General features: G+C 63.1%; 25 protein-coding genes and 2 pseudogenes. 18 read left to right on the top strand and 9 right to left on the bottom strand.

The genetic code is table 11. The features are described from left to right. Positions 1–8: 8 nt before the first annotated feature. From AC5ZG1_RS13975 to AC5ZG1_RS13965, 3 genes are all read left to right on the top strand, one after another. Positions 9–1310 carry an RsmB/NOP family class I SAM-dependent RNA methyltransferase gene (locus AC5ZG1_RS13975; RefSeq protein ID WP_496133197.1) on the top strand — a complete coding sequence of 434 codons (1302 nt, stop codon included), beginning with the start codon at positions 9–11 and terminating at the stop codon, positions 1308–1310. Between the two features lie 148 nt (positions 1311–1458). Beyond that, positions 1459–3057 carry a glutamine-hydrolyzing GMP synthase gene (guaA, locus tag AC5ZG1_RS13970; protein ID WP_496133327.1) on the top strand — a complete coding sequence of 533 codons (1599 nt, stop codon included), beginning with the start codon at positions 1459–1461 and terminating at the stop codon, positions 3055–3057. Then, on the top strand, positions 3054–4325 hold the full coding sequence (locus AC5ZG1_RS13965) for an Hsp70 family protein (protein ID WP_496133326.1): 1272 nt from the start codon (positions 3054–3056) through the stop codon (positions 4323–4325). Before guaA ends, AC5ZG1_RS13965 begins: the two co-directional genes overlap by 4 nt. Before the next feature lie 186 nt (positions 4326–4511). Here the strand turns inward: AC5ZG1_RS13965 and AC5ZG1_RS13960 are convergent. From AC5ZG1_RS13960 to AC5ZG1_RS13950, 3 genes and pseudogenes are all read right to left on the bottom strand, one after another. Further along, a pseudogene (locus tag AC5ZG1_RS13960) lies at positions 4512–4655 on the bottom strand (helix-turn-helix transcriptional regulator); the annotation flags it as partial. 125 nt (positions 4656–4780) lie between these two features. Continuing rightward, positions 4781–5686: an alpha/beta fold hydrolase gene (locus AC5ZG1_RS13955; protein ID WP_496133196.1), complete on the bottom strand. Its 906-nt coding sequence runs from the start codon at positions 5684–5686 to the stop codon at positions 4781–4783. Continuing rightward, complete coding sequence (locus tag AC5ZG1_RS13950) at positions 5683–6105, bottom strand: helix-turn-helix domain-containing protein (RefSeq protein WP_496133195.1); 423 nt, start codon at positions 6103–6105, stop codon at positions 5683–5685. The genes AC5ZG1_RS13955 and AC5ZG1_RS13950 overlap by 4 nt, the downstream gene beginning before the upstream one ends. Positions 6106–6170: 65 nt before the next feature. Between AC5ZG1_RS13950 and AC5ZG1_RS13945 the strand changes: the two genes are divergently transcribed. Then, the gene (locus AC5ZG1_RS13945) at positions 6171–6542 is read left to right on the top strand and encodes a GatB/YqeY domain-containing protein (RefSeq protein ID WP_496133194.1); all 372 of its coding nucleotides are present in this window, start codon (positions 6171–6173) and stop codon (positions 6540–6542) included. Positions 6543–7014: 472 nt separating this feature from the next. On the opposite strand, the gene AC5ZG1_RS13940 is transcribed toward AC5ZG1_RS13945, so the two are convergent. Further along, on the bottom strand, positions 7015–7614 hold the full coding sequence (locus AC5ZG1_RS13940; RefSeq protein WP_028165973.1) for an NADPH-dependent F420 reductase: 600 nt from the start codon (positions 7612–7614) through the stop codon (positions 7015–7017). Between the two features lie 16 nt (positions 7615–7630). Further along, positions 7631–8365: an SDR family NAD(P)-dependent oxidoreductase gene (locus AC5ZG1_RS13935; RefSeq protein ID WP_496133193.1), complete on the bottom strand. Its 735-nt coding sequence runs from the start codon at positions 8363–8365 to the stop codon at positions 7631–7633. 288 nt (positions 8366–8653) lie between these two features. Here AC5ZG1_RS13935 and AC5ZG1_RS13930 point away from each other — a divergent pair, with 288 nt between their 5' ends. Then, positions 8654–9550, top strand: coding sequence for a LysR family transcriptional regulator (locus tag AC5ZG1_RS13930; RefSeq protein WP_496133192.1), 897 nt, complete (start codon positions 8654–8656; stop codon positions 9548–9550). 12 nt (positions 9551–9562) lie between these two features. Continuing rightward, a pseudogene (locus AC5ZG1_RS13925) lies at positions 9563–9721 on the top strand (HNH endonuclease); the annotation flags it as partial. Positions 9722–9808: 87 nt separating this feature from the next. Here AC5ZG1_RS13925 and AC5ZG1_RS13920 read toward each other — a convergent pair. Then, positions 9809–10582 carry an AraC family transcriptional regulator gene (locus AC5ZG1_RS13920; RefSeq protein ID WP_464348024.1) on the bottom strand — a complete coding sequence of 258 codons (774 nt, stop codon included), beginning with the start codon at positions 10580–10582 and terminating at the stop codon, positions 9809–9811. A 94-nt stretch (positions 10583–10676) separates the two neighbouring features. Between AC5ZG1_RS13920 and AC5ZG1_RS13915 the strand changes: the two genes are divergently transcribed. Further along, positions 10677–11594 (top strand): DMT family transporter, encoded by a 918-nt coding sequence (locus tag AC5ZG1_RS13915; protein ID WP_496133191.1) that lies wholly within the window; start codon positions 10677–10679, stop codon positions 11592–11594. A 198-nt stretch (positions 11595–11792) separates the two neighbouring features. Here AC5ZG1_RS13915 and AC5ZG1_RS13910 read toward each other — a convergent pair whose 3' ends face one another. Beyond that, complete coding sequence (locus AC5ZG1_RS13910) at positions 11793–12533, bottom strand: SDR family NAD(P)-dependent oxidoreductase (protein ID WP_496133190.1); 741 nt, start codon at positions 12531–12533, stop codon at positions 11793–11795. Between the two features lie 88 nt (positions 12534–12621). Here AC5ZG1_RS13910 and AC5ZG1_RS13905 point away from each other — a divergent pair, with 88 nt between their 5' ends. Further along, on the top strand, positions 12622–13281 hold the full coding sequence (locus AC5ZG1_RS13905) for a TetR/AcrR family transcriptional regulator (RefSeq protein ID WP_165435113.1): 660 nt from the start codon (positions 12622–12624) through the stop codon (positions 13279–13281). A gap of 132 nt (positions 13282–13413) precedes the next feature. On the opposite strand, the gene AC5ZG1_RS13900 is transcribed toward AC5ZG1_RS13905, so the two are convergent. Further along, positions 13414–14388 (bottom strand): LysR substrate-binding domain-containing protein, encoded by a 975-nt coding sequence (locus tag AC5ZG1_RS13900; protein ID WP_496133189.1) that lies wholly within the window; start codon positions 14386–14388, stop codon positions 13414–13416. An 87-nt stretch (positions 14389–14475) separates the two neighbouring features. On the opposite strand from AC5ZG1_RS13900, the gene AC5ZG1_RS13895 reads away from it, so the two are divergent. From AC5ZG1_RS13895 to AC5ZG1_RS13880, 4 genes are all read left to right on the top strand, one after another. Continuing rightward, entirely contained in the window at positions 14476–15309 is an 834-nt protein-coding gene (locus tag AC5ZG1_RS13895) for a class I SAM-dependent methyltransferase (RefSeq protein ID WP_130224785.1), read from the top strand. Positions 15310–15317: 8 nt separating this feature from the next. Beyond that, positions 15318–15842 carry a DUF8737 domain-containing protein gene (locus AC5ZG1_RS13890; RefSeq protein WP_130224787.1) on the top strand — a complete coding sequence of 175 codons (525 nt, stop codon included), beginning with the start codon at positions 15318–15320 and terminating at the stop codon, positions 15840–15842. Further along, positions 15832–17109, top strand: coding sequence for an MFS transporter (locus AC5ZG1_RS13885; protein WP_496133188.1), 1278 nt, complete (start codon positions 15832–15834; stop codon positions 17107–17109). Before AC5ZG1_RS13890 ends, AC5ZG1_RS13885 begins: the two co-directional genes overlap by 11 nt. 768 nt (positions 17110–17877) lie before the next feature. Beyond that, complete coding sequence (locus AC5ZG1_RS13880) at positions 17878–18246, top strand: YciI family protein (RefSeq protein ID WP_496133187.1); 369 nt, start codon at positions 17878–17880, stop codon at positions 18244–18246. Positions 18247–18313: 67 nt separating this feature from the next. On the opposite strand, the gene AC5ZG1_RS13875 is transcribed toward AC5ZG1_RS13880, so the two are convergent. Continuing rightward, positions 18314–19090 carry a DUF3313 domain-containing protein gene (locus tag AC5ZG1_RS13875; protein WP_496133186.1) on the bottom strand — a complete coding sequence of 259 codons (777 nt, stop codon included), beginning with the start codon at positions 19088–19090 and terminating at the stop codon, positions 18314–18316. 173 nt (positions 19091–19263) lie between these two features. Between AC5ZG1_RS13875 and AC5ZG1_RS13870 the strand changes: the two genes are divergently transcribed. The 6 genes from AC5ZG1_RS13870 to AC5ZG1_RS13845 all read left to right on the top strand — a co-directional run bounded on the left by AC5ZG1_RS13870 (position 19264) and on the right by AC5ZG1_RS13845 (position 23560). Then, positions 19264–19839: a TetR/AcrR family transcriptional regulator gene (locus AC5ZG1_RS13870; protein WP_035691054.1), complete on the top strand. Its 576-nt coding sequence runs from the start codon at positions 19264–19266 to the stop codon at positions 19837–19839. 48 nt (positions 19840–19887) lie between these two features. Beyond that, on the top strand, positions 19888–20352 hold the full coding sequence (locus AC5ZG1_RS13865; protein WP_208826825.1) for an RrF2 family transcriptional regulator: 465 nt from the start codon (positions 19888–19890) through the stop codon (positions 20350–20352). A 122-nt stretch (positions 20353–20474) separates the two neighbouring features. Beyond that, complete coding sequence (locus tag AC5ZG1_RS13860; protein ID WP_456641730.1) at positions 20475–21692, top strand: MFS transporter; 1218 nt, start codon at positions 20475–20477, stop codon at positions 21690–21692. A gap of 23 nt (positions 21693–21715) precedes the next feature. Further along, positions 21716–22384, top strand: a complete 669-nt coding sequence (locus AC5ZG1_RS13855; protein WP_456641729.1) for a methyltransferase — start codon at positions 21716–21718, stop codon at positions 22382–22384. A gap of 128 nt (positions 22385–22512) precedes the next feature. After that, a complete protein-coding gene (locus AC5ZG1_RS13850) occupies positions 22513–22863 on the top strand; it encodes a Lin0512 family protein (protein ID WP_130226787.1) in 351 nt (116 codons plus the stop codon). A gap of 136 nt (positions 22864–22999) precedes the next feature. Further along, complete coding sequence (locus AC5ZG1_RS13845; RefSeq protein WP_456641727.1) at positions 23000–23560, top strand: MOSC domain-containing protein; 561 nt, start codon at positions 23000–23002, stop codon at positions 23558–23560. Positions 23561–23569: the final 9 nt, after the last annotated feature.

Genomic DNA, 23569 nt, shown 5'->3' with positions numbered 1-23569 from the left:
AGTTCTCGATGACCCCCGCCGCGCGTCTCTCCGCCGCCATCGAATTGATCGACACCATCGACACGCAGCGCGTGCCGGCGGCGAAAGCCTTGAAGGAGTGGGGCACTGCGCACCGCTACGCCGGCTCCGGCGACCGCGCCGCGATCTCTGGCCTGATCTGGGACGTGCTGCGCCGGCAGTCCTCCAGCGCTTATCTCATGGATGACGACGGCGCCCGCGCGCGCGTGCTCGGCATGCTCAAGCTCGAGCGCGGCATGGACGTCGATGCGATTGCCGCACTCTGCGACGGTGGCCGCTTCGCGCCAGCGCCGCTCACGGATAGCGAGCGCTCATCGCTCGCCTCGCGTTCGCTTGCCGGCGCGCCGGCGCACATCGCCGGCGATTATCCGGAATGGCTCGATCCATACCTGGCAAAAGTGTTCGGCGATGACCGCGTGGCGGAAGCCACCGCGATGGCGAGCCGCGCCCCGCTTGATCTGCGCGTCAACACGCTCAAGACCAGCCGCGACAAGATGCTGCCGCGGCTGAAGCATCTCGGCGCCAAGGCAACGCCATGGTCGCCGCTTGGCCTGCGCATCGAGCTCGGCGCCGATGCCCGCAATGTCGGCATCCATGCCGAGGAGGATTTCGTCAAGGGCGGCATCGAGGTGCAGGACGAAGGCTCGCAGTTAGCGGCGCTGTTCTCTGCAGCAAAGCCCGGCGAGCAGGTGATCGATCTCTGCGCCGGCGCCGGCGGCAAGACCTTGGCGCTGGCGGCGATGATGCAGGGCAAGGGCCGGCTGATCGCGACCGACCGCGACAAGCGCCAGCTCGCGCCGATCCACGAGCGCCTGTCGCGCGCCGGCGTCCACAATTGCGAGGTCCGCACGCCCCGCGGCGACAGCGATCCGCTGTCAGACATCAAGGCCTCCGCCGATCTCGTCGTGATCGACGCGCCCTGCACGGGCACCGGCACCTGGCGCCGCAATCCGGACGCCAAATGGCGGATGCGCCCGGGCGCGCTGGAGGTGCGGCTGAAGGACCAGGCCGAGGTGCTCGCGCGCGCGGCGCCACTGGTGAAGGCGGGCGGGCGGATCGCCTACATCACCTGCTCGGTGCTGCCGGCCGAGAACGGCGAGCAGGTCCAAGCCTTCCTCGCCCGCCATGGCGAGTTCTCGATCGTCCCGCCCGAACAGACCGCCTCCGTCCTCTGGGACAAGGCCGAAGCCTTCGCCGCCGCGGCCCTGCCGTCCCCCGAGGGCTGGCTGATGACCCCCCGCCGCACCGGAACCGACGGCTTCTTCGTCTCGGTTTTGGTCCGGAAGGGCTGACCGCGGACGCTCGTCATGCCCGGGCTTGTCCCGGGCATCCACGTCTTCCCGTCCACGCGTGCAAAAGGGCGTGGATGGCCGGGACAGGCCCGGCCATGACGGCACGCGGAGGGTTGCGGCGCCGCCCCCCGTCGCGTATCTGCTGTCCATGACAGCCGCCAAGCCCGACCGCTCGCCGTCGACGCCATCAGTGGCCTCGGCGCATGACAAGATTCTGATTGTCGATTTCGGCAGTCAGGTGACGCAATTGATCGCCCGCCGCGTCCGCGAGGAGGGCGTCTATTCCGAGATCGTGCCGTTCCAGAAGGCCGAGGCCGCCTTCAACGAGATGAAGCCCAAGGCGGTGATCCTCTCCGGCGGCCCGGAATCGGTGCATGAGGAGGGCTCGCCGCGCGCGCCACAGGCGATCTTCGACTCCGGCGTCCCCGTGCTCGGCATCTGCTACGGCCAGATGACCATGGCCGCCCAGCTCGGCGGCGAGGTCGAGGGCGGGCATCATCGCGAATTCGGCCGCGCCGATCTGGAAGTGAAGACCGCGAGCAAATTGTTCGACGACACCTGGTCGATGGGCGAGCGCCACCAGGTCTGGATGAGCCATGGCGACCGCATCGCCAAAATGCCGCCGGGCTTTACCGTCGCCGGCATCTCGGCCAACGCGCCGTTCGCCGTGATCCAGGACGAGAAGCGGAAATATTACGGCCTGATGTTCCACCCCGAGGTGGTGCACACGCCCGACGGCGCAAGGCTCCTGCGCAACTTCGTCCGCAAGGTCGCAGGCCTCACCGGCGACTGGACCATGCGCGCCTTCCGCGACGAGGCGATTGAGAAGATCCGCGCCCAGGTTGGCAAGGGCAGGGTGATCTGCGGCCTCTCCGGCGGCGTCGATTCCGCGGTCGCGGCTGTGTTGATCCATGAAGCGATCGGCGACCAGCTCACCTGCGTCTTCGTCGACCATGGCCTATTGCGCCTCAACGAGGCCGAGACCGTCGTCGACCTGTTCCGCCATCACTACAACATCCCGCTGGTTCACGTTGATGCGTCGAAGCAATTCCTCGGCGAGCTCCAAGGGGTCACCGACCCCGAACAGAAGCGCAAGACCATCGGCCGCCTCTTCATCGACGTGTTCGAGGCGGAGGCGAAGAAGATCGGCGGCGCCGAATTCCTCGCGCAGGGCACGCTCTATCCTGATGTGATCGAAAGCGTCTCCTTCACCGGCGGCCCGTCGGTGACGATCAAGTCGCACCACAATGTCGGCGGCCTGCCCGAACGCATGAACATGAAGCTGGTCGAGCCGCTGCGCGAACTGTTCAAGGACGAAGTCCGCGTGCTCGGCCGCGAGCTTGGCCTGCCCGAAGCCTTCGTCGGCCGCCACCCATTCCCGGGCCCCGGCCTCGCCATCCGCTGCCCCGGCGATATCACGAAGGAAAAGCTCGACATCCTCCGCCAGGCCGACGCCGTCTACATCGACCAGATCCGCAAAGCCGGCCTCTACGATGCGATCTGGCAGGCCTTCGCGGTGCTGCTGCCGGTGAAGACGGTCGGCGTGATGGGCGACGGCCGCACCTACGAATACGTCGTGGGCCTGCGTGCGGTGACGTCGACCGACGGCATGACGGCGGACTTCTACCAGTTCGACATGAGCTTCCTCGGGGCGACGGCGACGCGCATCATCAACGAGGTGAAGGGCGTCAACCGCGTGGTGTATGACGTGACCAGCAAGCCGCCGGGAACGATTGAGTGGGAATAAGTCACGCCCGCTCGGGAGCGGTTTGCGGTCTGGACTTTGGGACGTCGAACACTACGCTTGGCACAATCATCGGGGATGACCCGGTGTTGGCCACGCTTGAGGGCGATCACGTCACGATTCCAAGCGCAATCTTCTACAAAGCCGGCGCCGGCACCCATATCGGCCGTCGTGCCATCGAAGCTTATGTCGAGGGTGACGCCGGGCGACTGATGCGCAGCCTCAAATCGGTGCTCGGCACGGCGCTGATCGACGAGACCACCCGCGTCGGCCGCGAGCGCGTCAGCTTCCGCGATGTCATCGCTTACTATATCGGTGCGGTGAAGCGGCGCGCGGAAGAGGTCGTCGGACATCCGTTGCGTCACGTCGTACATGGCCGCCCGGTCCACTTCGTCGATGACAATCCGGCTGGCGATGCCAAGGCGGAAGCGACTTTGCGCGATATCGCCAAGCAAGTCGGATTTGATGACATCTCATTTCAGTTCGAGCCGATCGCAGCGGCGCTTGACTACGAACGTCAAATCGGGACCGAGGAAATCGCGCTGATCGCCGATATCGGCGGCGGAACGTCGGACTTTTCAATTGTTCGGTTGTCGCCGGAGCGGCATCGCCATGCTGAGCGCAAGGACGATATCCTGGCCAACGATGGCGTCCGCATCGGCGGCACCGATTTCGATCGGTATCTCAGCCTCGGTGTCGTGATGCCGTTGCTCGGCTATCGCTCGGCCATGAAGCGGGAGGATCTGGAAGTCCCGTCGAGCTATTTCCACGACCTCGCGACGTGGTCGAGCATCAACCGCATGTATGACTCGAAAGTCGTCAGCGAAATACGTCAGGTGCGTTATGAGGCGAAGCAGCCGGAATTGCTCGATCGTCTGGTGCGGGTGCTCGACGAGCAGCGCGGACACACGCTTGCGATGGATGTCGAAGGCGTCAAGATAGGGCTCTCGGAGACGCCGAAATCCAACATCGCGCTGGAGTGGATTGAGAAGGGCCTCGAAGCCGAGGTGCGACGCAAGGATCTGGTCGGTTACACCCAGCGTCTTGCCGACCGCATCGAGGCGCGGATAGACATTTGCCTGAAGCAGGCCGGCCTTGCTGGAGCCGACATCGACGCGGTGTTTCTGACCGGAGGGTCGGTTCAACTGGCCCATGTCCGCAAGGCAATCACGGCGAAACTGCCAGCGGCGCGGGCGATTGATGGAGATACGTTCGGGGCTGTCGGCAAGGGACTGACCATCGAGGCCGCACGGCGTTACGGGACGTCTTGACCTAAGGGGGCGCTCACGCCGGCGGCGAGCCAAGCCTGCCCGAAGGCTTCGTCGGCCGCCAGCCATTCCCAGGCCCGGCCTCGCCGTCCGCGGGGCGCGCACGCTTCTTGACAGGCGCCTGATGTGTCCGACTGAGCGTTGCAATCACCGCCGCAGGCGAAGCCGCAGCGGCGGCATGCTCGCGGTGCGGGGCGACAGGGCAAAGCGCCTCGGGAATTCGCCCCGCTGCTCCATCTCGTAGATCGTGCTGTCGGCGAGCGGAACCATCTCACGTAGCTGTTGACGACGGATAGTCCGCCGCAGTGGAACGTCAGATGATGTTGTTGCCATTCCATGCCTCCTATCGGTTTGCGGTCTTGAGATACAAAGCGATAGGTGCGACGCCACCGAGGATGCGCAGGGCGCCGAATCGAAGAGCATCCCGATCACCGACGGCAGGTCGCGTCGGCTCGCCGTCATTCATCAGAAGCGGGGCATGACTTGGAATCGTGAGGATCGTGCCCTTGTAGGCTGCGGACGAGGAAATCGAACACTCGTTGCGATTGGTCTGGCAAGAAGTGATAACCCTCTTCAATGAAATAGACTTCGGCGTTGGGAACATGCCGCTCGAGCCGAAGGCGTGTGTCATAAGAATCGATAAGCGCGTCACGCCCGCCCACGATGGCGAGGAGCGGCATTGCGAGCGCCTCCAGTGCTGCATTGCTAAGCTGCGGAATCTTGACAGCGCGTGGTTTGATAGCCCGGCTGATACTCTCCATGAGAGGGGAGATCGCCTCAAGATCGATCGGTAGATGCTTCGGTGCTGGTCCGAACACCTTTTCAACAATCTTCCGCTTTCCCCAGGCTCCGAGCAGCAAATAGGGTGCGACAGCGAGGAGAAAGTTCTTCTGCCGTCCGATGCCTGCGGGGCAGATCAGCGCCAGCGCGGAAGCTCGTGACGGCCGCCGCATGGCATAGTCGAGCGCCAGCCAGCCGCCGAGTGATGTGCCCACCAGCGCTGCACGGGCAAGTCCAAGCCCGGTGAAGACATCGTCGAGCCAGATCGCGTAGGTGTCGCCGATGAGCGGCGGCCTCACCCGAGCGCTCAGTCCCGCCTCGCCGATCATATCGACCGCATAAAGCCGGAAGCGACTTGACCAGAGTGCGATGTCGGGCCGCCATGCGGCGCTGTTCGCCTGGGCGCCGTGGAGCAGGAACACGGGAGGTGCCGTCTCGGGACCGCAGGCGAGCACGAACGTCGCGCCTTGCGAAGTCGACAGTTCAATCTCCTGTTTTGGCACAGGCCAGTGGTCGAGCACGACGCGGTATTCCCGTATGACCTCCACCGCACCGGCTTCGCTGCGAAAGACAGGATCTCTCATCGCGAAAGTCCCAGTTGCAGCTCGATAAGCTCGAGCAGCCTTGCTGCATCGGACGGAGCAGCGATGAGCACGATCTTCAGATCGCCGCCGGTCGGATCAAAGGCCGTGTTGAAATGTAGCGGTCTGGTTTCGGCGTCGCCACCCAGCGCCGCGGCGCCGAGAAAGGTCGCCATGCGCTCGGCCGCTTCGGTAGTTAGGGCCGGAATCTCAACAATGACCGTCGCACGGACATCGCGAGGAGGCCGGGCCCGCCCACTCGCCATACCGGCGAAAGCGTCAAGCTTGGCGCGGTCGATACGATAGGCCTTGCCAATCCGCGTGGCTTGGAGGCGACCTTCGCGGATGTACCGGAGGACGGTTTTGGGATGGACTTTCAGCTCTTCGGCGGCCTGTTCGACCGTCAAAAGCATGTTTGACATGAAATAGACTCCACAATGTTCCCATAAAGTCTTATAGAAGGGAGCAATTGGGAGCAATAGGTTATATGAACGACGTTGTGACTGAGAACGCGGGCGAGGTGATGAAAGCCCAGCTTCGCCGCGACCTACGCGCCGCTATGAAGCGGGGCGACAAAGGCGAGACTGCTGTGCTTCGGGAGCTAGTTGCGGCGCTCGACAACGCCGAAGCTGCGCCGCTTCGTAAGGAGCGTCCATCCGTCGATCGTCATTCCTTCAGCGACGGATCGGCTGAAGGTGTGCGTCGGGCGCTCACGCAGGAAGACGTGCACGCCGTGTTGCTGGGCGAGATGAAAGCGCGGTTGGAGTCCGCTGCCGAGTTCGCGCGATTGGGCGCAGAAGCGCGTTCCATCGCGCTCAACGCCGAGATCAGAATTCTGCGCCGCTATGTCCAACAATAGCGTCGCTACTTCTGGGGAGGGCGATTGGCGCAGTGCTGGCCATCGAGGCCGCACGGCGTTACGGGACGTCTTAACCTCAAGGCTTTCACGCCGGCCGCTAGCTAGGCCTGCCCAAAGCCATCGTCGGCCGCACCCATTCGCAGGTCCGGGCCTCGCCATCCGCTGTCCCGGCGACATCACACGCGAAAGCACATCAGGCCTCGATGAACATTGTCTTCCGCCCTCATGGCTTTGTTGAGTGTAGGGCGGATCAGTTTTCCGTCGCAGCTCGTAGGGTCGATTAGCCGAAGGTGTAATTCATCGCCCTTGGTCAAGCGGCGCTGCCGGAGTGGCGGGTTACGCTTTCGTTAACCCGCCCCAGGGTTGCTCAATGTCCAAGCGGGATGTCCCGGCGAGCTTCTAGATGTTATTCACTAGTCCGCCAAAGCCCGGCCGACGGGGTAGGATTCGAACAGCTTCCATACGCCTTCGATTACTGCTCCTTCTTGAATAAATCCTGGAAGATGAGCTGGCCCCAAACGCGGCCGCGTGCGTGCACCAGCGCGCCACCCTCGTTGAGCTTTCCCAGCTTGACGGGTGCGAAGCCGAGTTGTTTGGCCAAAGCCATCACGGGAGCGATCGCGTCCTCGTCGTCACCAGACAGAAAGACGACCCTGTGCCCGCCCTCGACGATCGGATCGGCAGCCAGCGTGGCCGCAATCAGGTGATTGAAGCCTTTCACGAGCTTGGCGTCGGTGAATGCCTTCGCGACGAAGGCGGAGGACGGGAGACCGTCCAGTTCCTCGGGAGGAAGCAACGCGTTCATCGCGTCGATGATCGTCTTGCCTTTCCAGCTCGGCAGGGCCTTCGCAACCTCGCGATGCTCCCCGAACGGGACCGCCAAGATGATTGTGTCGGCCTCGAGTGCTTCCCGCAGCGACTTGGCGACGACCGTGGGGCCAATCGCGCGAGCCTGCGGCGCCAACGCCTCGGGCGGCCGGCGGCTCGCGACGGTCACGTCGAGGTTCTTGCGGGCGAATGCATGGGCGAGGGCCTGGCCTATCTTGCCGAACCCTATAATTGCGTAGCTCATAACGCTTCTCCAGTTTTCAGATGGCCGAGAAGCCGCCGTCGACAGACAACTCCAGCCCATTCACGAAGCTGGAATCGTCAGACGCAAGAAACAGCGCGGCCGCCGCAATTTCCTCAGGACGACCCATCTTTCCTCGCGGGATCAGGGATTCGAACATGCGTTTCGCCTCCTCGGTGAGAACTTGGTCCTGCATCGGTGTGGCGATCGGCCCAGGGTGCAGCACGTTCACCCGTATATTCCTGCCCTTCAGTTCGTTGAGCCATCCGCGTGCGAATGCGTGCAGCGCCGCCTTGCTCGCCGCATACACGCTGTAACCAGGAAAACCTTTGATCGAAGCAACGGACCCGGTCATGAAGATCGATCCGCCATCGTTGAACAGCGGCAACGCCTTTTGCACCGTAAACAGCGTGCCGCGCACATTCAGGCCGAAAGTCGAGTCGAAATGCTCCTCGGTAATCTCGCCCAGTGGGACGGCTTCGCCCGTGCCAGCGCTCGCGTACAGGACGTCAATCTTGCCCTTTTCCCGTTTGACTGTGTCGAACAGGCGGTCGAGGTCGTCGAGATTGGCCGCGTCGCCGCGCACGCTGGTCACGTTCCGGCCAATCAGCCTGACGGCCTCGTTGAGCGCCTCCTGCCTCCGGCCCGTGATGAAAACATAGGCGCCTTCTTCAACGAACCGCTTGGCGCTCGCCAGCGCCATGCCGCTCGATCCACCCGTGATGACTGCAACCTTACCCTCAAGCTTTCCCATGACTTTCCTTCAGACTCCGTCTTTGGCTGATCGGGGAGGTTCCCCGAGAACTCCGAAATGGGTCTGCCGGTGTCAGGTGTTGAGTGCGGAAGCGCGCACATCGGTGGTGCGAAATCGCTCCGACTGGACGACTGACGCCAGCCGCGATCGGTGCGCGCCGTTCGGAATTGGCCGTGCTCGTCGGCATAGGCAGTAATCCCCCGACCGTGCTACGCCACGTTCGAGAGGATGTTCGATGGTGTTGGGCACGGACTTTCGAAGGCAAATCCCGCGGTGCAGGATTGCACCATGATCGACTGGGACGACGTTCGCTACTTTCTGGCCGTCGCGCGCGAAGGCTCGGTGCGGGCCGCCGCCGAGCGCCTCGGGGTGAACCACTCGACCGTGCTGCGACGCATCGCCCAGCTCGAGGAACACCTCGGGGCGCACATGTTCGAGAAGCTGCCTTCGGGCTATCGCCTGACGGCTGCTGGCGAGGAAGTCGTCGAGCTCGCGCACCAGATGGAAGCGTCGTCGCACTTGCTGGAGACGCGCGTCTTCGGACGCGACCAGAGCGCGAGGGGGCTTCTGCGGGTGACGCTGCCGCCGTTCCTCGCGGCACACCTGCTCATGCCGGACTTCGCCGATTTCGCGCGCATGCATCCGGACATCGAGATGGAAATCCTGTCGTCCGGCGAGCCGGCCAATCTGACCAACCGAGAGGCCGATGTCGCGATCCGCATCGTCTCCGACCGCAAGACCCTGCCGCTCAATCTTCACGGTCTGATGGGACCGGAGCTGTTCGGCGGCGTCTACATGTCTCGCGATCGACTAGCCGCGTGGCGTGCGGGCGCGTCTGATCCCATCCGGTGGATCGTCATAAACAATCATGGACTCCCGGACTGGGCCCGCGAGGGAGAGGTTCGTACCACGGGGGTTCCGTTCAGGACCCCAGACGCCGAGGCGCAGATCGTTGCAGCACAGCAAGGGGTCGGGATGACGAAACTGCCGTGCTTCGTCGGAGATGCCGAGCCCCTATTGGTGAGGGTGCCGGGCACTGACCTGCACATGTACGGAACGCTCTGGCTTCTCACCCAGGGGGAGACACGTAAGACGAAGCGCGTGCGGCTCTTCACTGAGTTCGTGTCCCGCAGGCTCGCCGCGTACGCCCCGCTTCTCGCGGGGCTGTCCGTATCGCGTGGCTGACGCGCGGCCACGGATATTCTGGAAATATTGATTTCGCGCCACACAAACGATCTCGACGGAGTGCGATCCATAATCAACAAGACCGGCCTTGCGCTTGCGCCGCGCCGGATATCGGATCGCCCACATCCGCATTTTCTGAAGTGGCACCGCGAGCATTGCTTTAAGCAATAGCAAGCGTAGGGCGGATTAGCTTTCCGTCGCGGCTCGAAGAGCTGCGGCGGAAAGCGTAATCCGCCGTTCCTCGCGGACGCGCGTCGTTCAGCAATAGAACTCGGATGGCGGTTTTCCAAAATGCCGCCGGAACATCGCGGTGAATGCGCTCTGGCTGGCATAGCCGCAATCGAATGCGACATCGATGACCCGCTCGCCATTTGCCAGCTTGCGGAGGGCAAAAAGAAGCCGCGCCTGTTCGCGCCATTGCGCAAATGTCATGCCGGTTTCTTTGACGAACAATCGATGTACGGTCTTGGCCGTCACGTTCAATCGCGCTGCCCACTGTTCCGCGGTCGAGATGTCGGATGGTTGATCGATCATTGCTTCGCAGATGAACTTGATGCGGGCATCGCCCGGCAGAGGCAGATGCAGTGGCAACACGTCCGACACCGTGACCTCGTCGGCGAGCAGGCGCATCAGGCGTTCGTCCCGGCCGCCGTCCTGGTAGTCTGGCGGAATGCAAACCGCCGCAACGATGAGTTCGCGCAACAACGGTGACACGTCGATCACGCAGCTCTTCGTCGGCATATGTCGGATTGCCGTCGCATCGATGAAGACAGTGCGGATTTTGACGGCGCCCGACATCTTCACGTCATGCTCCAGCCCTGCGGGTAGCCAAAGCGCCCGGTTCGGCGGAACGACCCACGTTCCTTCCGCCGAGCGCACGATCATCACACCTTCGATCGCATAAAGCAGTTGCCCCTTGGGATGCGAATGCCATCCCGTCGAGGCGCCATCCGGATAGTTGACGTCCATCGCAGCCATGGCGCGGCGGGTGTCGTGAAAATCCAGATGTTTGCGCGTTGGATCGCTCTGCATGTCCCATTCTCTACAGCCACGTTCACTCTAGAGCGATACGGACAGTGGTGAAAGGTCGTAAGCGCGGGCTTCAACAATGAGCGCGTCATCGGCCATGAAGAACAAGTTCGCCTTTCTGTATCCCTTCTCCGCCATCGTCCTCTGGTCCGGAAACGTGATCGTTTCCAGGATGTCTGCCCACACGATCGGCCCGGAGGCGATCACATTCTATCGTCTGTTGCTTGCCGTGCTTTTGATGAGCACGTTCGTTGCAGGGGGAGCGTGGCGAGATCGCGCGGTGATCTGGCCTCATCTTGGTCAATTCGCCATTCTTGGCTTTCTGGCCATGTGCCTGTTCCAAAGCCTGTCCTACCTGGCGGCGGAAAGCACCACGGCAACCAACATGGCCGTGTTCACCGCGCTTACGCCGCTGCTCACCGTGGCATTGAGTGCGCTTCTGCTGAAGGACGCGCCGACCATCGGGATGGTCGGCGGCGGAATCCTGTCGCTTCTCGGGCTCGTCTATCTCGTCAGTGCGGGCGATCCGGCATCGCTCGCGCGCAACGGCGTCCACCTCGGCGACCCCCTTATGTTTCTGGCGGCGCTGGTCTATGCGCTCTACGGCGTGCTGTTGAAGCGTTGGAGCCTTCCGGTCGCCGGGTGGCAATCGACGTACATGCAGGCGCTTTGCGCCTTGGCGATTATGTTTCCAGCCTTCCTGGCGACGCCCGCGCCGATGCGATCGCTGAACGCCGACACGCTGCCGCTGATCGCGTATGCAGGTGGACTGGCTTCAGTCGTTCTTCCGTTCTTGTGGGTCCGCGGCGTTCACATCCTTGGGCCGAACCGCTGCGCGGTCTTCATGAATCTGCTGCCGGTCCTCACCGCGCTCGGAGCCATCGTTCTGCTTGGAGAGCCGGTGCACGTCTATCACGTGATCGGCGGCGGCGCTGCTCTCGCCGGTGTAGCCTGCGCTGAGATCTTCCGCCGTCCTTTACGTGGCGCGCCTGCTGCGATGCTGCGCGAGCAATGAGGAGGTGGGCGCAGCGGGTGCGACACAACAACCCGACGCCTAACAGGTGAAAAGTGGACACCGGTTTTCCCTCGCGACAAACGCGAAGCGTTTGCGCAGGACGATCATGCTCAAACAAAGAGCTAGAGCCTGATGACTTTTCTTCGAATCGTCATCCCGCTCTAGTCTGCGCCTTTGTTGCAATCAGTTTGCGGGCCTTCAGGCCAACATCCCACCATCAACGTTCACGATGGTCCCGGTGATCTGGCGGGCGGCGGGACTTGCGAGGAAGGCGACGGTGGCGGCGATATCCGCAGGCGCGCCATATCGGCCCAACGGGATGAGGTTGCGCTGGAAGTCCGAGAACTCACCGTCCGCGGGATTCATGTCGGTGTCGGTTGAGCCCGGCTGGACCAGATTAGCCGTGATGTCGCGTGGCCCAAGCTCGTGCGCCAGACCGCGGGTGAAGGACTGCAGCGCGGACTTGGTCATGAAATAGACCGTACCGGTCGCCCCGACGATGCGCTCCGCGCCGGCGGAACCGATGGTGATCACGCGGCCGCCTGCGCCAAGGTGGGGGAGGGCCGCTTGCGTGACGAGTACGGGACCGCGGACGTTGACTGCGAGAAGCGCGTCGATGTCGTCCACCTTGAAGTCGGCGATCGTATCGTAGAGCGCGATGGCGGCGTTGTTGACGAGAATGTCCAGCCCCCCCAACGCTCCGACGGCCTCATCGACGGACCGCCTGATGACCATCGGATCGGCGCTGTCGGCCTGGATGGCCACGGCACGGCGGCCATGCCGCTCGATCGACGTCACCACCGCTTGGGCACGCTCGGAAGCGTGCCGAAAGGTCAGCGCGACGTCCGCACCGTGTTCAGCGAGCGCGAGCGCGATGGCCGCCCCGATCCCCCGAGAGCCACCGGTCACAAGCGCCCGTTTTCCGGCCAAATTGATCATCGTTCGTCCTTTTATGTAGTGATCATTGCATAATTCATACTTCCTAGAATCGTTGCGCAGGGGCGTCAACATGTTTATGTAGTGATCGATGCAAAAAAAGGATCAGAGCTCATCGGAATGCGCGCGCCGTGGACGTGGTCGGCCGCGCGCGTTTGACCGCGAAGCCGCTCTGGCGCAGGCAATGAAGCTGTTCTGGATCAAGGGCTACGAGGCGACCTCGGTTGCAGACCTGACGGAGGCGATGGGCGTCGGTTCGACCAGTCTCTATGCAGCCTTCGGCTCGAAGGATGAGCTGTATGCCGAAGCGCTCCGGTTCTACTCCGCGACCTATGAGCACTTGGTCCTGGGGCGGTTTCGCAAGGCCGCCACGGCGCGCGACGCGGCGCTGGCGTACCTGCGCGACTCCGCGGCTGCAATGACGGGATCGGATTGCGACCTGCCCCACGGATGCATGGTCACGCTGGCGACGGTTGGAAGCGATGGCCACACCGAACTGGGCGACCTGATGCGCACGGCACGGGGCGGCGCGTTTGATGTGCTCATGGCCCGTTTGGAAAAGGGCGTCGCAGAAGGGGAGCTGCCAAAATCTCTCGATGTCGCCAAGCTCGCGAGGTTTCTGCAAACGGTGCAGAGCGGGATGGCGATCCGAGCCCGTGACGGCGCCGACAGGGCCGAACTCCAGGCTGTAGCCGAGATTGCCATGGCTGGGTGGGACGGTATCGTCTCCAGCGAGCGTCGGGCGGATTAGTTTTCCGCCTCAGCTCGAAGAGCTGAGGCGGAAAGCGTAATCAGCCACTCCTCGCACCAACTATGGTGGGTAATCCGGTTGATGCTTATAATCGCGGTCTATCTTGATCGCCTGCGCATTGTTGCCCTCAAGTCAAGTAGTGTTTGCGCCGCGAATCTTGCGAACCTTCCTGGCAATTGTACCGACGCGCGACGCATCAGCGCTCTCGTTCTTCACGTGCTCGATGAAGGCACGCAGTTTGGGCAGGACCTGACGTTTCCCTGGATAGTACAGAAAGACCCCCGGTGCGGTGACGGAGAAGGGCGTCAGTAGTGCTTGCAATTGGCCTTCAGCTATCGCCGCTTTGGCAAGCGGACCGGGCAGTTGCGCGAGTCCCAAACCTTGTATCGCCGCTCCAAGGAGTGTGGGGTAGTCGTGCGCAATCAGCGGCCCCGAGACGATCGCCTCCACCGTCCTGTTGCCGTCAACAAAGGGCCAGGGCGCAATCGACCCGTTTGTACGGCGCATGCGCAGGCAGGCGTGGTCTCGCAGATCGTCGATGCGCTCCGGCCGTTTTCGTCGCTGCAGATATTCGGGGCTGCCAACGACCACGAGCGGGAACGGCGGCGTCAGCCGTACCGCGACCATGTCGGCGGCGATGAACTGGCCCAGCCGGATGCCTGCATCAAATCCTTCGGCCGCAAGGTCGACCAGCTCCCCGCTTGCGACGATTTCCACTTCGACTTCGGGATAGGTCCGGCAGAAGGATGCGATCAGCCGCTCCAGCAAAATCGGCACCACCGCGCGCGGCACTGAGAGGCGCAATAGTCCGGCCGGGCGCTGCCCCAGCTCACGTGCGACCTCGCTTGCGGCAACGAGCTCCGCGAAGGCGGGCTTCGCGCGCGAAATGAATCGCTCGCCGGCTTCTGTCAGACCGACGCTGCGCGTGGTGCGGACGAAGAGCGCCGCACCGACTCGCGCCTCCAACGCTTGTACGGCTTGGCTGATCGCCGATGGAGTTACCCCGAGTTCCGCGGCCGCTTTACGGAAGTTGCGGTGCTGCGCAACGCTCAGGAACGCCTCCACGCCGTCGAGCGCGCCGTGCCTGACTGTGAAGTTCTGCTTCATGGCTCATCGACATTATCGCGGATAGTCGCGCGCCGGAAGCGGTCTTACTTATCCGGTGCGAACCTGATGCTTTAGGGGAGCCTTGCGATGACCGATATCCTGGACGGCGTGCGCGATCACTATCGCGCGACCGGCTTGACCGAGCGGCTGAAGACGGCGCTCACGGCCTTCGGGCCGGAGAAACAGCGGCTCATGCCGCAGCAGCTAGCCGCGCTTGACCAGTTTCACACCCGCGGACTCGCCGCGACCGCCGAGCTTGCCAAGTTGGCTGGAATGAGCGCCGACATGTCGGTTCTTGACGTCGGTTCGGGCGTCGGCGGGCCGGCGCGCTTTTTGGCTGCGACCTATGGCTGCCGGGTGACGGGCGTCGACCTCAGCGAGCCATTCGTGGATGCCGCGCGCTATCTGACCGAGCGAACGGGGCAGAGCGGTCAGGTGTCGTTTGAGGCCGCCAGCGCGCTGGACCTTCCGTTCGAGGACGGCCGTTTCGACGTCGTGTTGCTGCAGCATGTGGCAATGAACATTTCCGACCGGACGCGGCTCTATCGCGAGATCCGGCGCGTAGTGAAGTCGGACGGCAGGTTTGCAATCTACGATGTCGTGCTGAACGGCGGCGAGCCGCACTATCCCGTTCCTTGGGCACGAACGCCGGCCACAAGCTTTCTTCTGACCGCCGCCGCGACGCGCGAGGCGATCGAGCCGGCCGGTTTCCACACACTGGAATGGCACGATGACACCGAGGCCGCCAAAGCCTGGATCGCTGAGTTGCGTGCGTCGGGCCCGCCGCCTTCGCCAAATCTCGGCGTGGTGATGGGGCCGAACTTCGCGCAGCTTGCAGCCAACCTGGGACAAAGTCTCATGGAGGGCCGGGTCGGCATCCTGAGCGCAGTGTTCGAGGCTGCACCGGTCAACACCCGATAGGAGGCCAAATGTCTACGGCAACCGTTTTCCAGATACATCTTGTTATGGGTTATGTCCCGTGGCTGCTTTGCTTCGGCGCGTATGTGTGGCCGAGGCTGAAGGCAATGGACCAGGTCGAGGCGCAGCGGGCCATCGCTACGTTGCACAGCTTCCGCTTCTTCGGGCTCGTCTTCATCGTTCCTGGCGTCGTCGGCCCCAATCTGCCGGCTGGCTTCGCCAGCTTCGCTGCCTACGGTGACTTCGCAACCGGGGTGCTGGCAATCATGGCGCTTGTCACGGTCAACATACGTCCGCTCTTTTGGCTGTTCGTCGTCGCCTTCAATCTCGTCGGTGCGGCCGACATCATTGTCGACTACTACCACGGCATCGAGGTTGGCCTTGCCGCGCTGGCGGGGGAGTTGGGCGCCACTTACGCGATCCCGATCATCTACGTGCCTGCGCTGATGATCACGCACGTCGCCGCATTCTATTTGCTAGCACGTCCGCAGGCCCAGCCGGCTCGCACTCTCTCCGGCTGGTCCAATGCGCGCTAGCGAGCGCAACCGCGCCTGGATCGTGGTGGTGCTGCTCTTCATGTTCATGGTGATCAATTTTGCCGACAAAGCGGTGATCGGGATCGCCGCGGTACCAATCATGCAGGAGCTGCAACTCGGCCCGCGCCAGTTCGGGTTGGTCGGTTCCAGTTTCTTCTTGCTGTTCGCGGTCTCGTCGGTCGCGACCGGCTTTCTGGTCAACCGGGTGCAGACGCGCTGGGTGCTGCTGGCGATGGGCTTCATCTGGGCGCTGACCCAGTTTTCGATGATCGGCGCGGTCGGGTTCGAAACGCTGGTGGCCTGTCGCATCGCGCTCGGGATCGGCGAAGGTCCCGCGACACCGGTGGCGCTGCATTCCGCCTACAAATGGTTTCCCAACGAACTGCGTACACTTCCGACTGCCGTCATTGTGCAAGGCGGGGCGATCGGCGTCCTGGTGGCACTGCCGCTGCTTAACTGGATCATTGTTCGTTGGACCTGGCATTGGGCCTTCGGCTCACTCGGCCTGGTCGGCCTCGTTTGGTGCGCATTGTGGTTTGTCTTCGGCCGCGAAGGGGCGTTGGACACCGGGAGCGCAAAGGATGCAGCGCAATCGTCCCTGCGGGTCGGCTACGTGCAGTTGCTGCTGAGCCCAACGATCTTGGCGTGCTGGGCGGCGTCGTTCGGGGCCAACTGGGCCCTGTCGCTGGCGCTCTCGTGGCAAGGCGCGTACCTGGTGAAGGGTCTTGGCCTTGCGCAAAGCTCGATCGGATTCCTGGGAGCGCTGCCTGCCGGCGGCAGCGCGGTCGCGATGCTTGCGACCGGCTGGTACTCGCAACGCCTGCTGTCACGCGGCGTATCGAGCAGAGTGGCGCGCGGCATCCTCGGCGGGTTGGGCGTCATGCTTGGCGGCGCTGCGCTGGTGATGCTGCCGTACGTTCCGGGCATCCCCGTTAAAATTGCACTGACAACGCTCGCGGTGGCGCTGCCTTCGGCGATCTATGTCATCGGCAATGCCGTCGTCGGTGAAATCACTCCGGCGGCGCAGCGCGGCGCGCTGCTCGCGATAGGCGCCGCAGTCGCGAGCTCAGCCGGCCTGCTCGCACCCTATATCATGGGCAGTGTCATCGAGAGCGCCACGACACCGCTCGACGGGTTCAACACCGGTTTCTTCATGTGCGGGGTCATTATGCTGGTAGGTGGCGCCATCGCGATCGCGTTCGTAAATCCCGAGCGCGAGGCAAAATGGAGTTCGAGGCGGATCCAGCCGCTTACCGCGTCTACTTGAGAGGCGGACGATAGCGAGAGAAGAGCGGATTGGCTTTCCGGCGCAGCTCAAAGAGCGAAAGCAGAAAGCGTAATTCGCCATTCGCTTCACAACGACCGCCGGCATCCCGAAGGTCCGAAGGACGAGCTCGCAATGACGATGCGGCCGCGTTAGGTGCGACATAACAACCCGACGGGCAAATCAGCCAGAAGTCTGTCCAGACTATCAGCGAAAAATATTCCGCTTTCGCCGTCGGGCAAATCAGTGATTTAACTCCGCGCGTCTCACGGCGGATGAGGGGCGGCTCGCGATCGTCATGAACGTTGCGGTGGGATGCGGTGGACGCGGGTGTCGCGACTGACGAGCGTGACATCAGCGGACGGCGAAGTCGTGTGGTCCTGGCGCCCCGACGCTGGCGCTAAGTCTGTGGATCAAGTATCCGCAGAGCGACGGTGGCAAAAAAGCCCGGTCACCGGGGAGAGCACGAAGTAAGCCGTAAACCATCGCGCAGGGAAAGCCGGAATGCTTCGGTTGAACCTGTGGTCCTACCCCCGTGCTTTTTGTTGCACGGGACCCATGGGTGCAACCGGCACCCGGCTTTCCCTGCGCCCTCTGCTATCGAGGGTGGAAAGTGACACAAAGCTCGGACGCAACGCGCCGCGAGAATGCGAACTCGTATCCTCTCTCAACCGTCAAAAAAATCGCGAGACGATGTCGGCCTACGAAGATCCCGTTCGTCGTTCCGATGCCAAGCCGATGAGCCCGGCTCGAACAACAAGGAGACAGGCGATGCGTGTGATGGTGCTCGTGAAGGCTACCGAAGACAGCGAAAAGGGCTTTGTCCGCACGCCCGAGGCGACTGAGATGCTCGAGGCGATGGGCAGATTCAATGATGAGCTGCGTAAGGCCGGCATCATGCTCGCCGCCGACGGCCTCAAACCGTCCTCGCAGGGTAAGCGTATTGCGTTCGATGGTCCCAGCCGGACGGTCGTCGACGGGCCTTTCGCCGCAACCCGCGAGCTGGTAGCCGGCTTCTGGCTCTGGGAAGTCAAGGACATGGACGAGGCGGTCGCCTGGGTAAAGCGTTGCCCCAATCCCATGCCCGGACCGAGCGAGATCGAAATCCGGCCGCTATACGAGATGGCTGATTTGCAATGAGCGAGCGAAGGGCGGATTGCGCCGCAGTTCGAAGAGCGGAGGCGGAGAGTGACCGCAGGGACGACATCTACGGCCTTTCGGACTCGCGGGCGACTCGCGGAGTCTTGTCGGTCCACTCCGGCGGGGCGCCGATCTTGCCGGCGAGAAGTCCCGCCAGACCGGGCGCGCGGCCAAAATTGTCGCACGTCGCATATTTCGGTTCGCCGCCCAGCCACGACTGCACGCGCTGACCGGAGGGCAGCGAGATATCCAGGGCCCCGGGCTCCTTGCCGGTGGCAAGCATCCGCGAGAACTCGTTGCCGAACTTGGTTGCCAAGCCATAGGCGTCGCCGACTTCGGAAACGCGAGGATTGTCCATGATCGAATTCGCACCGCGGGCCCATACCATCGCAGCGCGCTGCACGCCGCTCCGGTCGATGGCTTCGGCCTCGACGGCAAGGCCACCTAGACCAATGGGAAGACGCGGAACGCTGAACGGCAAGGCTGCGCCGGTGCCCAAGGTCACCGCGGTCGACACGCCGGCCGCGGCCTTGTCGGTCGGCAACACGTCGGTGACGACAGTTCGAACGGTCAGGTCGGCATGTTCACGTGGCGAGACGATTTGAAACTTGTCGCTCAACGCGACACAAACCTCGCGATCAAGTGCGTTTGCAACCAGCGCGCGATCCTGCGCCGTCTTCACCTGCGCCAACGCACTATGGGCAAACGTCGTCGGAACGATGCGTACGGTTTTCACCGACGCCAATGAGTTGGCGTCGACGTAATTTCTCGACTTCGAGAGCATGCCCTTCTGCTCTCCCAGATTGTTGTAGGTTCCCAGCGTGCCCGCCGTTTTCTGAGGCATGGAAGCGCATCCGGCAACCGTCAGAGCGAATGGCAGAGATATCGTTCGAAGCCACGAATGGGGAGTTCTTGTCACAGCGTGGCTCCGGGCATAAGATGCATTGATGCATCTAGTCGGAACCGTGATGCGGAGTCAAGATGCATTAATGTATCTTATTTGGAGTGAGCATAGTTATGGGCGAGCGGCGGCGCGGCGCGGAGTTGGAAGAGGCAATCCTGGAGGCCGCGTGGCTCGAACTGGCCGAGCGCGGTTATGCCGGGCTGACGATGGAGGCGGTCGCGGAAAGGGCAGGGACGAGCCGTCCCGTGCTTGCGCGCCGATGGGACGGGAAGGCGCCGCTTGCCGTCGCGGCCATTCGGCAGCAAATGGCGAAGCACCCGCTGGAGGTGCCGGATCGGGGCGATGTCCGGACGGAGCTGCTGGAGTTTCTGAAGCGTGCGGCTGATCGCGCCGCCGGAACGGCGGCGGCCTTCACCTTGTTTTCCAGCAATTATTTCTCGGAGAACTGGTCGACACCGAAGGATCTGCACGCCGCTCTCATCGAAGGTGGAGCACGACCTTTCTCGGCGATTCTGGAACGCGCCGTGAAGCGCGGCGAGATCGATGCGGCAAAGCTGACGCCTCCGGTGGCTTCTCTGCTCGGCGACCTGTTTCGGTACCACGTCATTATGAACTTTGCGGCGCCGCCGCCGGCCTTGCGAAAAGCCTGGGTCGACACCGTGTTCCTGCCGCTGGTCAAGCCGAGGTAGGCGAGGCGGTGGTTGACCAATGACTCATCACGAACTATTTGAAGTTACATGAGACGAGATAGCCGACTATCTGGGGTGCTTCACGTGCTGCTGCACATGGCCGAGCACGGCGGGCCGGTGACATCTGAGGTGCTGGCGAAAGCGATGTGCACCAACCCGGTGGTGATCCGGCGGATCATGGCCGGCCTGCGCGACTGCGGCTACGTCCGATCCGAAAAGGGCCATGGCGGCGGATGGGTGCTCGCGCGCGATCTCGAAGAGGTGACGTTGCGCGATGTCTATGATGCGCTGGGCTGCCCGTCATTGCTTGCGATAGGCAATCGAACCGACGCGCCGGATTGCCTGGTCGAACAGGCCGTCAATGCAGCGCTCGACAAGGCATTTCACGATGCGGAGGCGCTCCTGCTCGCGCGTCTCGGCGAAGTTACCCTGGCGGTGCTGAGCGCCGACTTTCACGCACGGCTGACTGCCCGCAAAGGCTCGCGCCGAACGGAGATCGATCATGTCCACTGAAGACGGCGCCAGGTTCTTTCTGAGCGCCTTCTGCGACCTCGCAAAAAAGTGAGCCCCTGCATGTCGTCTTTGGCGCCTCGCGTTCGTCTTGGAGCCAGGGATAGCTGCAGTGGAGACACGGAATGAAGGATGCTCACTATCGCTGGGTGATTGTCGGAGCCGGCGGGCTTCTGGGCTGCGTTGCCATCGGCGGGATGTTCTCGCTGCCGGTTTTTCTCCTGCCGATTACGCGGGACACCGGCTGGTCGGTCACCGGCGTGTCCAGCGCCATGACCATCGGCTTTCTCGCGATGGCGTTCACCAGCATGATCTGGGGGACCTTGTCCGACCGGCTCGGGCCGCTGCCGGTGGTGCTGACCGGCTCGATCGTTCTTGCGGCAAGCCTTGGGCTGGCCAGCCTTGCCTCATCGCTGGTTGCGTTTCAATTCATCTTCGGCCTGATGGTGGGCGGCGCGGCCGCCGCGATCTTCGCGCCGATGATGGCCTGCGTCACCGGCTGGTTCGATACCCATCGCAGCCTTGCCGTGTCGCTGGTTTCGGCAGGCATGGGGATGGCGCCCATGACCATGTCGCCGCTCGCGGCCTGGCTCGTCTCGATCCACGACTGGAGAACCTCGCTTCAGATCCTTGCCGTCACTGTCGCCTGCATCATGATTCCCGTATCGCTGTTGGTGCGCCGCCCGCCGGCGCTCGAACGCGAACACGCCCCTGCCGGCGAAGGCGAGCCGCAACCGGCGATGTCGCTGGCGCAAGCGCTGCGCTCGCCGCAGTTCATCGTGCTGCTCGCGACCAATTTCTTCTGTTGCGCCACCCATTCGGGGCCAATCATCCATACCGTGAGCTATGCGATAAGCTGCGGGATACCGATGATCGCCGCCGTCACGATCTATAGCGTCGAGGGGCTGGCGGGGATGGGCGGCCGTATCGCGTTCGGCCTGCTCGGCGACCGCTTTGGCGCCAAGCGCGTTCTGGTTTCGGGACTGTTCGCGCAGGCCTTTGGCGCACTCGCCTATGCCTTCGTGCGGGAGCTCTCCGCGTTCTACGCCGTTGCGGCGGTGTTCGGCTTCATCTATGCCGGCACCATGCCGCTCTATGCCGTGCTTGCGCGGGAGAATTTTCCGTTGCGGATGATGGGCACCGTGATCGGCGGAACCGCCATGGCAGGCAGCCTGGGCATGGCGACAGGGCCGGTGGCGGGAGGTCTGATCTACGACACCTTCGCCAGTTACGCTTGGCTCTACATCGGCTCCTGGGCGGTTGGACTTGGCGCGTTCCTGATCGCGCTGACGTTCAGGCCGTTTGCCAAGGTCAAGGCCGAGGCGGCGCCAGTGCCGGCGTGAGGGATGACGCGACGGAGCATGTCATGGTGAAAGTCACTCTTCAGATCGTGGTCTGGACCGCGATCATGGGCGCTATGATCCTGTGGCCGGCCGGCACCCTGGCTTATCCCGGAGGCAGGGCGTTCCTCGCCATATTCGCGATCGGCGGCCTTGCGATTACCCTGTGGCTCGCCAAGCGCAATCCGCGGCTGTTGCGCGAGCGCATGAGTTCACCGGTGCAGCGCGACCAAAAGCCGTGGGACCGGATCTGGCTGACGCTCTTCATCGTGCTGTTCTGCGCCTGGATGATCTTCATGTCATGGGATGCCGCGCGCACCGGTTTTAGCGCGGTGCCGGTCTGGCTGCAGGTGGTTGGCGGTGTCCTCACCGTGCTCTATCTGCTCGGCGTGTGGTGGACGTTTCGGGAAAATACCTTTGCCGCGCCCGTGGTGAAGATCCAGGAGGATCAGCGGGTGATCGATACCGGACCGTACGCCATCGTCCGCCACCCGATGTATGCGAGTGCTTTGCTCCTTATCGTCGGCCTGCCGCTGTTGCTCGGTTCCTGGATCGGTCTTGCGATGTCGGTGGTGTTTATCCTCGGCATCGCCTGGCGGACCCTGCATGAGGAAAGCGCGCTGAGGGCGGAGCTGAAAGGCTACGAGGAGTATGCTTCGCACGTGCGCTATCGGTTCATCCCGTCGGTCTGGTAGCGGCAGGCGAGCGGGGCGGACCGTAGCATTGCCAGCGGGAGGTGGATTGCTATGCTCGCGCGGGCTGATCGAGCGGGGGGCGTCCTTTGGGGCGCCTCCTTCCACCCAATGACAAGACAGGAAATCCAATGGCACGCGTTCGCTGTATCACCGAGATGGGCATGGGCGTCGATGTTCACGGCAAGGATGCGACCAAGGCGGCGCGGCGCGCGGTCTCGGACGCGATCCGTCACTCGAGCCTCGGCTTCTTCCGCATGCTCGGCAAGACTGCCAACGACATGTTCGTCGATGTTACCATCGCCGTGCCGAACCCCGATGCGGTCGACACCGCTGTGGTCGCGAAGGAATTGCCTTACGGCACGGTGACCGTCACCGCGGTCAAGGGCGGGCTTGAGATTCCGGCCGAGCAGGGCAGCGATGCCATCATCATCGCCAACGCCGCTGTCATCGTCAGTCTCGACGACGGCAAACCGGCTTAGGCACCTCATGCCTGATAGTTAGGCTTGCCAATCTGTTTTCGCTGTGAAAAACAACAAGCAGACGGTCTGCTCGTCGAGCTTGCCGCGTAGGCGTTAACGTCAACCAACGCATGTCAGCACAACGGGAGTTTGTGCTATGCCTGGTTTGACCGAAATTCAGACGCCTTTCGTGCTCGGTGTTTTCCTCAGCGGCACGCACAGCTTCACCAAACATCGGCAAGACGTCGTTACGCTGCGCAAAGGGCTCGGCATCGAAGGCGACGCGCATTGTGGGCCGCTGGTCAAGCATCGCTTCGATGCGGCGCGTGATCCGAGGCGACCGAACTTGCGGCAGGTTCATCTCATCAAGGCGGAGCTCATCGAGGATCTGACCAGCAAGGGCTTTGTCGTTCAGCCCGGCGACCTCGGCGAGAACATCTCTACGTGCGGGATCGACCTGATGGCGTTGCCCGTGGGCACGCGGCTGCACATCGGGCGCGATGCGGTCGTCGAGATCACCGGCTTGCGCAGTTGTTGCGTGCAGATCGATACGTTTCAGCCGGGGATGCTGCGCGAGATCATCGCGCGCGTCGACGGCAAACTCGTTCGCAAGGGCGGCGTGATGGGCATTGTCGTTGAAGGCGGCGAGGTGCGGCCGGACGATGCCATTGTCGTGCGGTTGCCGGATGGACCATTCGTGCCGCTCGAAGTGGTGTGACTGTAGCCA

It is taken from the genome of Bradyrhizobium sp. Leo78, assembly GCF_059512425.1.
Note: the sequence above shows the minus strand (reverse complement) of the source record. Positions and strands in the feature narration are given on the sequence as shown.

Bases quoted from the DNA above. Each gene is read 5' to 3' on its own strand.
- AC5ZG1_RS13920 (WP_464348024.1), bottom strand. From the start codon at position 10,582: ATGCAGAGCGATCCAACGCGCAAACATCTGGATTTTCACGACACCCGC.
- AC5ZG1_RS13855 (WP_456641729.1), top strand. From the start codon at position 21,716: ATGGTGAAAGTCACTCTTCAGATCGTGGTCTGGACCGCGATCATGGGC.
- AC5ZG1_RS13935 (WP_496133193.1), bottom strand. From the start codon at position 8,365: ATGGGAAAGCTTGAGGGTAAGGTTGCAGTCATCACGGGTGGATCGAGC.
- AC5ZG1_RS13870 (WP_035691054.1), top strand. From the start codon at position 19,264: ATGGGCGAGCGGCGGCGCGGCGCGGAGTTGGAAGAGGCAATCCTGGAG.
- AC5ZG1_RS13850 (WP_130226787.1), top strand. From the start codon at position 22,513: ATGGCACGCGTTCGCTGTATCACCGAGATGGGCATGGGCGTCGATGTT.
- AC5ZG1_RS13845 (WP_456641727.1), top strand. From the start codon at position 23,000: ATGCCTGGTTTGACCGAAATTCAGACGCCTTTCGTGCTCGGTGTTTTC.
- AC5ZG1_RS13875 (WP_496133186.1), bottom strand. From the start codon at position 19,090: ATGCCTCAGAAAACGGCGGGCACGCTGGGAACCTACAACAATCTGGGA.
- guaA (WP_496133327.1), top strand. From the start codon at position 1,459: ATGACAGCCGCCAAGCCCGACCGCTCGCCGTCGACGCCATCAGTGGCC.
- AC5ZG1_RS13975 (WP_496133197.1), top strand. From the start codon at position 9: ATGACCCCCGCCGCGCGTCTCTCCGCCGCCATCGAATTGATCGACACC.
- AC5ZG1_RS13880 (WP_496133187.1), top strand. From the start codon at position 17,878: ATGCGTGTGATGGTGCTCGTGAAGGCTACCGAAGACAGCGAAAAGGGC.
- AC5ZG1_RS13955 (WP_496133196.1), bottom strand. From the start codon at position 5,686: ATGAGAGATCCTGTCTTTCGCAGCGAAGCCGGTGCGGTGGAGGTCATA.
- AC5ZG1_RS13915 (WP_496133191.1), top strand. From the start codon at position 10,677: ATGAAGAACAAGTTCGCCTTTCTGTATCCCTTCTCCGCCATCGTCCTC.
- AC5ZG1_RS13890 (WP_130224787.1), top strand. From the start codon at position 15,318: ATGTCTACGGCAACCGTTTTCCAGATACATCTTGTTATGGGTTATGTC.
- AC5ZG1_RS13885 (WP_496133188.1), top strand. From the start codon at position 15,832: ATGCGCGCTAGCGAGCGCAACCGCGCCTGGATCGTGGTGGTGCTGCTC.
- AC5ZG1_RS13950 (WP_496133195.1), bottom strand. From the start codon at position 6,105: ATGTCAAACATGCTTTTGACGGTCGAACAGGCCGCCGAAGAGCTGAAA.
- AC5ZG1_RS13905 (WP_165435113.1), top strand. From the start codon at position 12,622: ATGCAAAAAAAGGATCAGAGCTCATCGGAATGCGCGCGCCGTGGACGT.
- AC5ZG1_RS13865 (WP_208826825.1), top strand. From the start codon at position 19,888: ATGAGACGAGATAGCCGACTATCTGGGGTGCTTCACGTGCTGCTGCAC.
- AC5ZG1_RS13900 (WP_496133189.1), bottom strand. From the start codon at position 14,388: ATGAAGCAGAACTTCACAGTCAGGCACGGCGCGCTCGACGGCGTGGAG.
- AC5ZG1_RS13930 (WP_496133192.1), top strand. From the start codon at position 8,654: ATGATCGACTGGGACGACGTTCGCTACTTTCTGGCCGTCGCGCGCGAA.
- AC5ZG1_RS13945 (WP_496133194.1), top strand. From the start codon at position 6,171: ATGAACGACGTTGTGACTGAGAACGCGGGCGAGGTGATGAAAGCCCAG.
- AC5ZG1_RS13895 (WP_130224785.1), top strand. From the start codon at position 14,476: ATGACCGATATCCTGGACGGCGTGCGCGATCACTATCGCGCGACCGGC.
- AC5ZG1_RS13910 (WP_496133190.1), bottom strand. From the start codon at position 12,533: ATGATCAATTTGGCCGGAAAACGGGCGCTTGTGACCGGTGGCTCTCGG.
- AC5ZG1_RS13940 (WP_028165973.1), bottom strand. From the start codon at position 7,614: ATGAGCTACGCAATTATAGGGTTCGGCAAGATAGGCCAGGCCCTCGCC.
- AC5ZG1_RS13860 (WP_456641730.1), top strand. From the start codon at position 20,475: ATGAAGGATGCTCACTATCGCTGGGTGATTGTCGGAGCCGGCGGGCTT.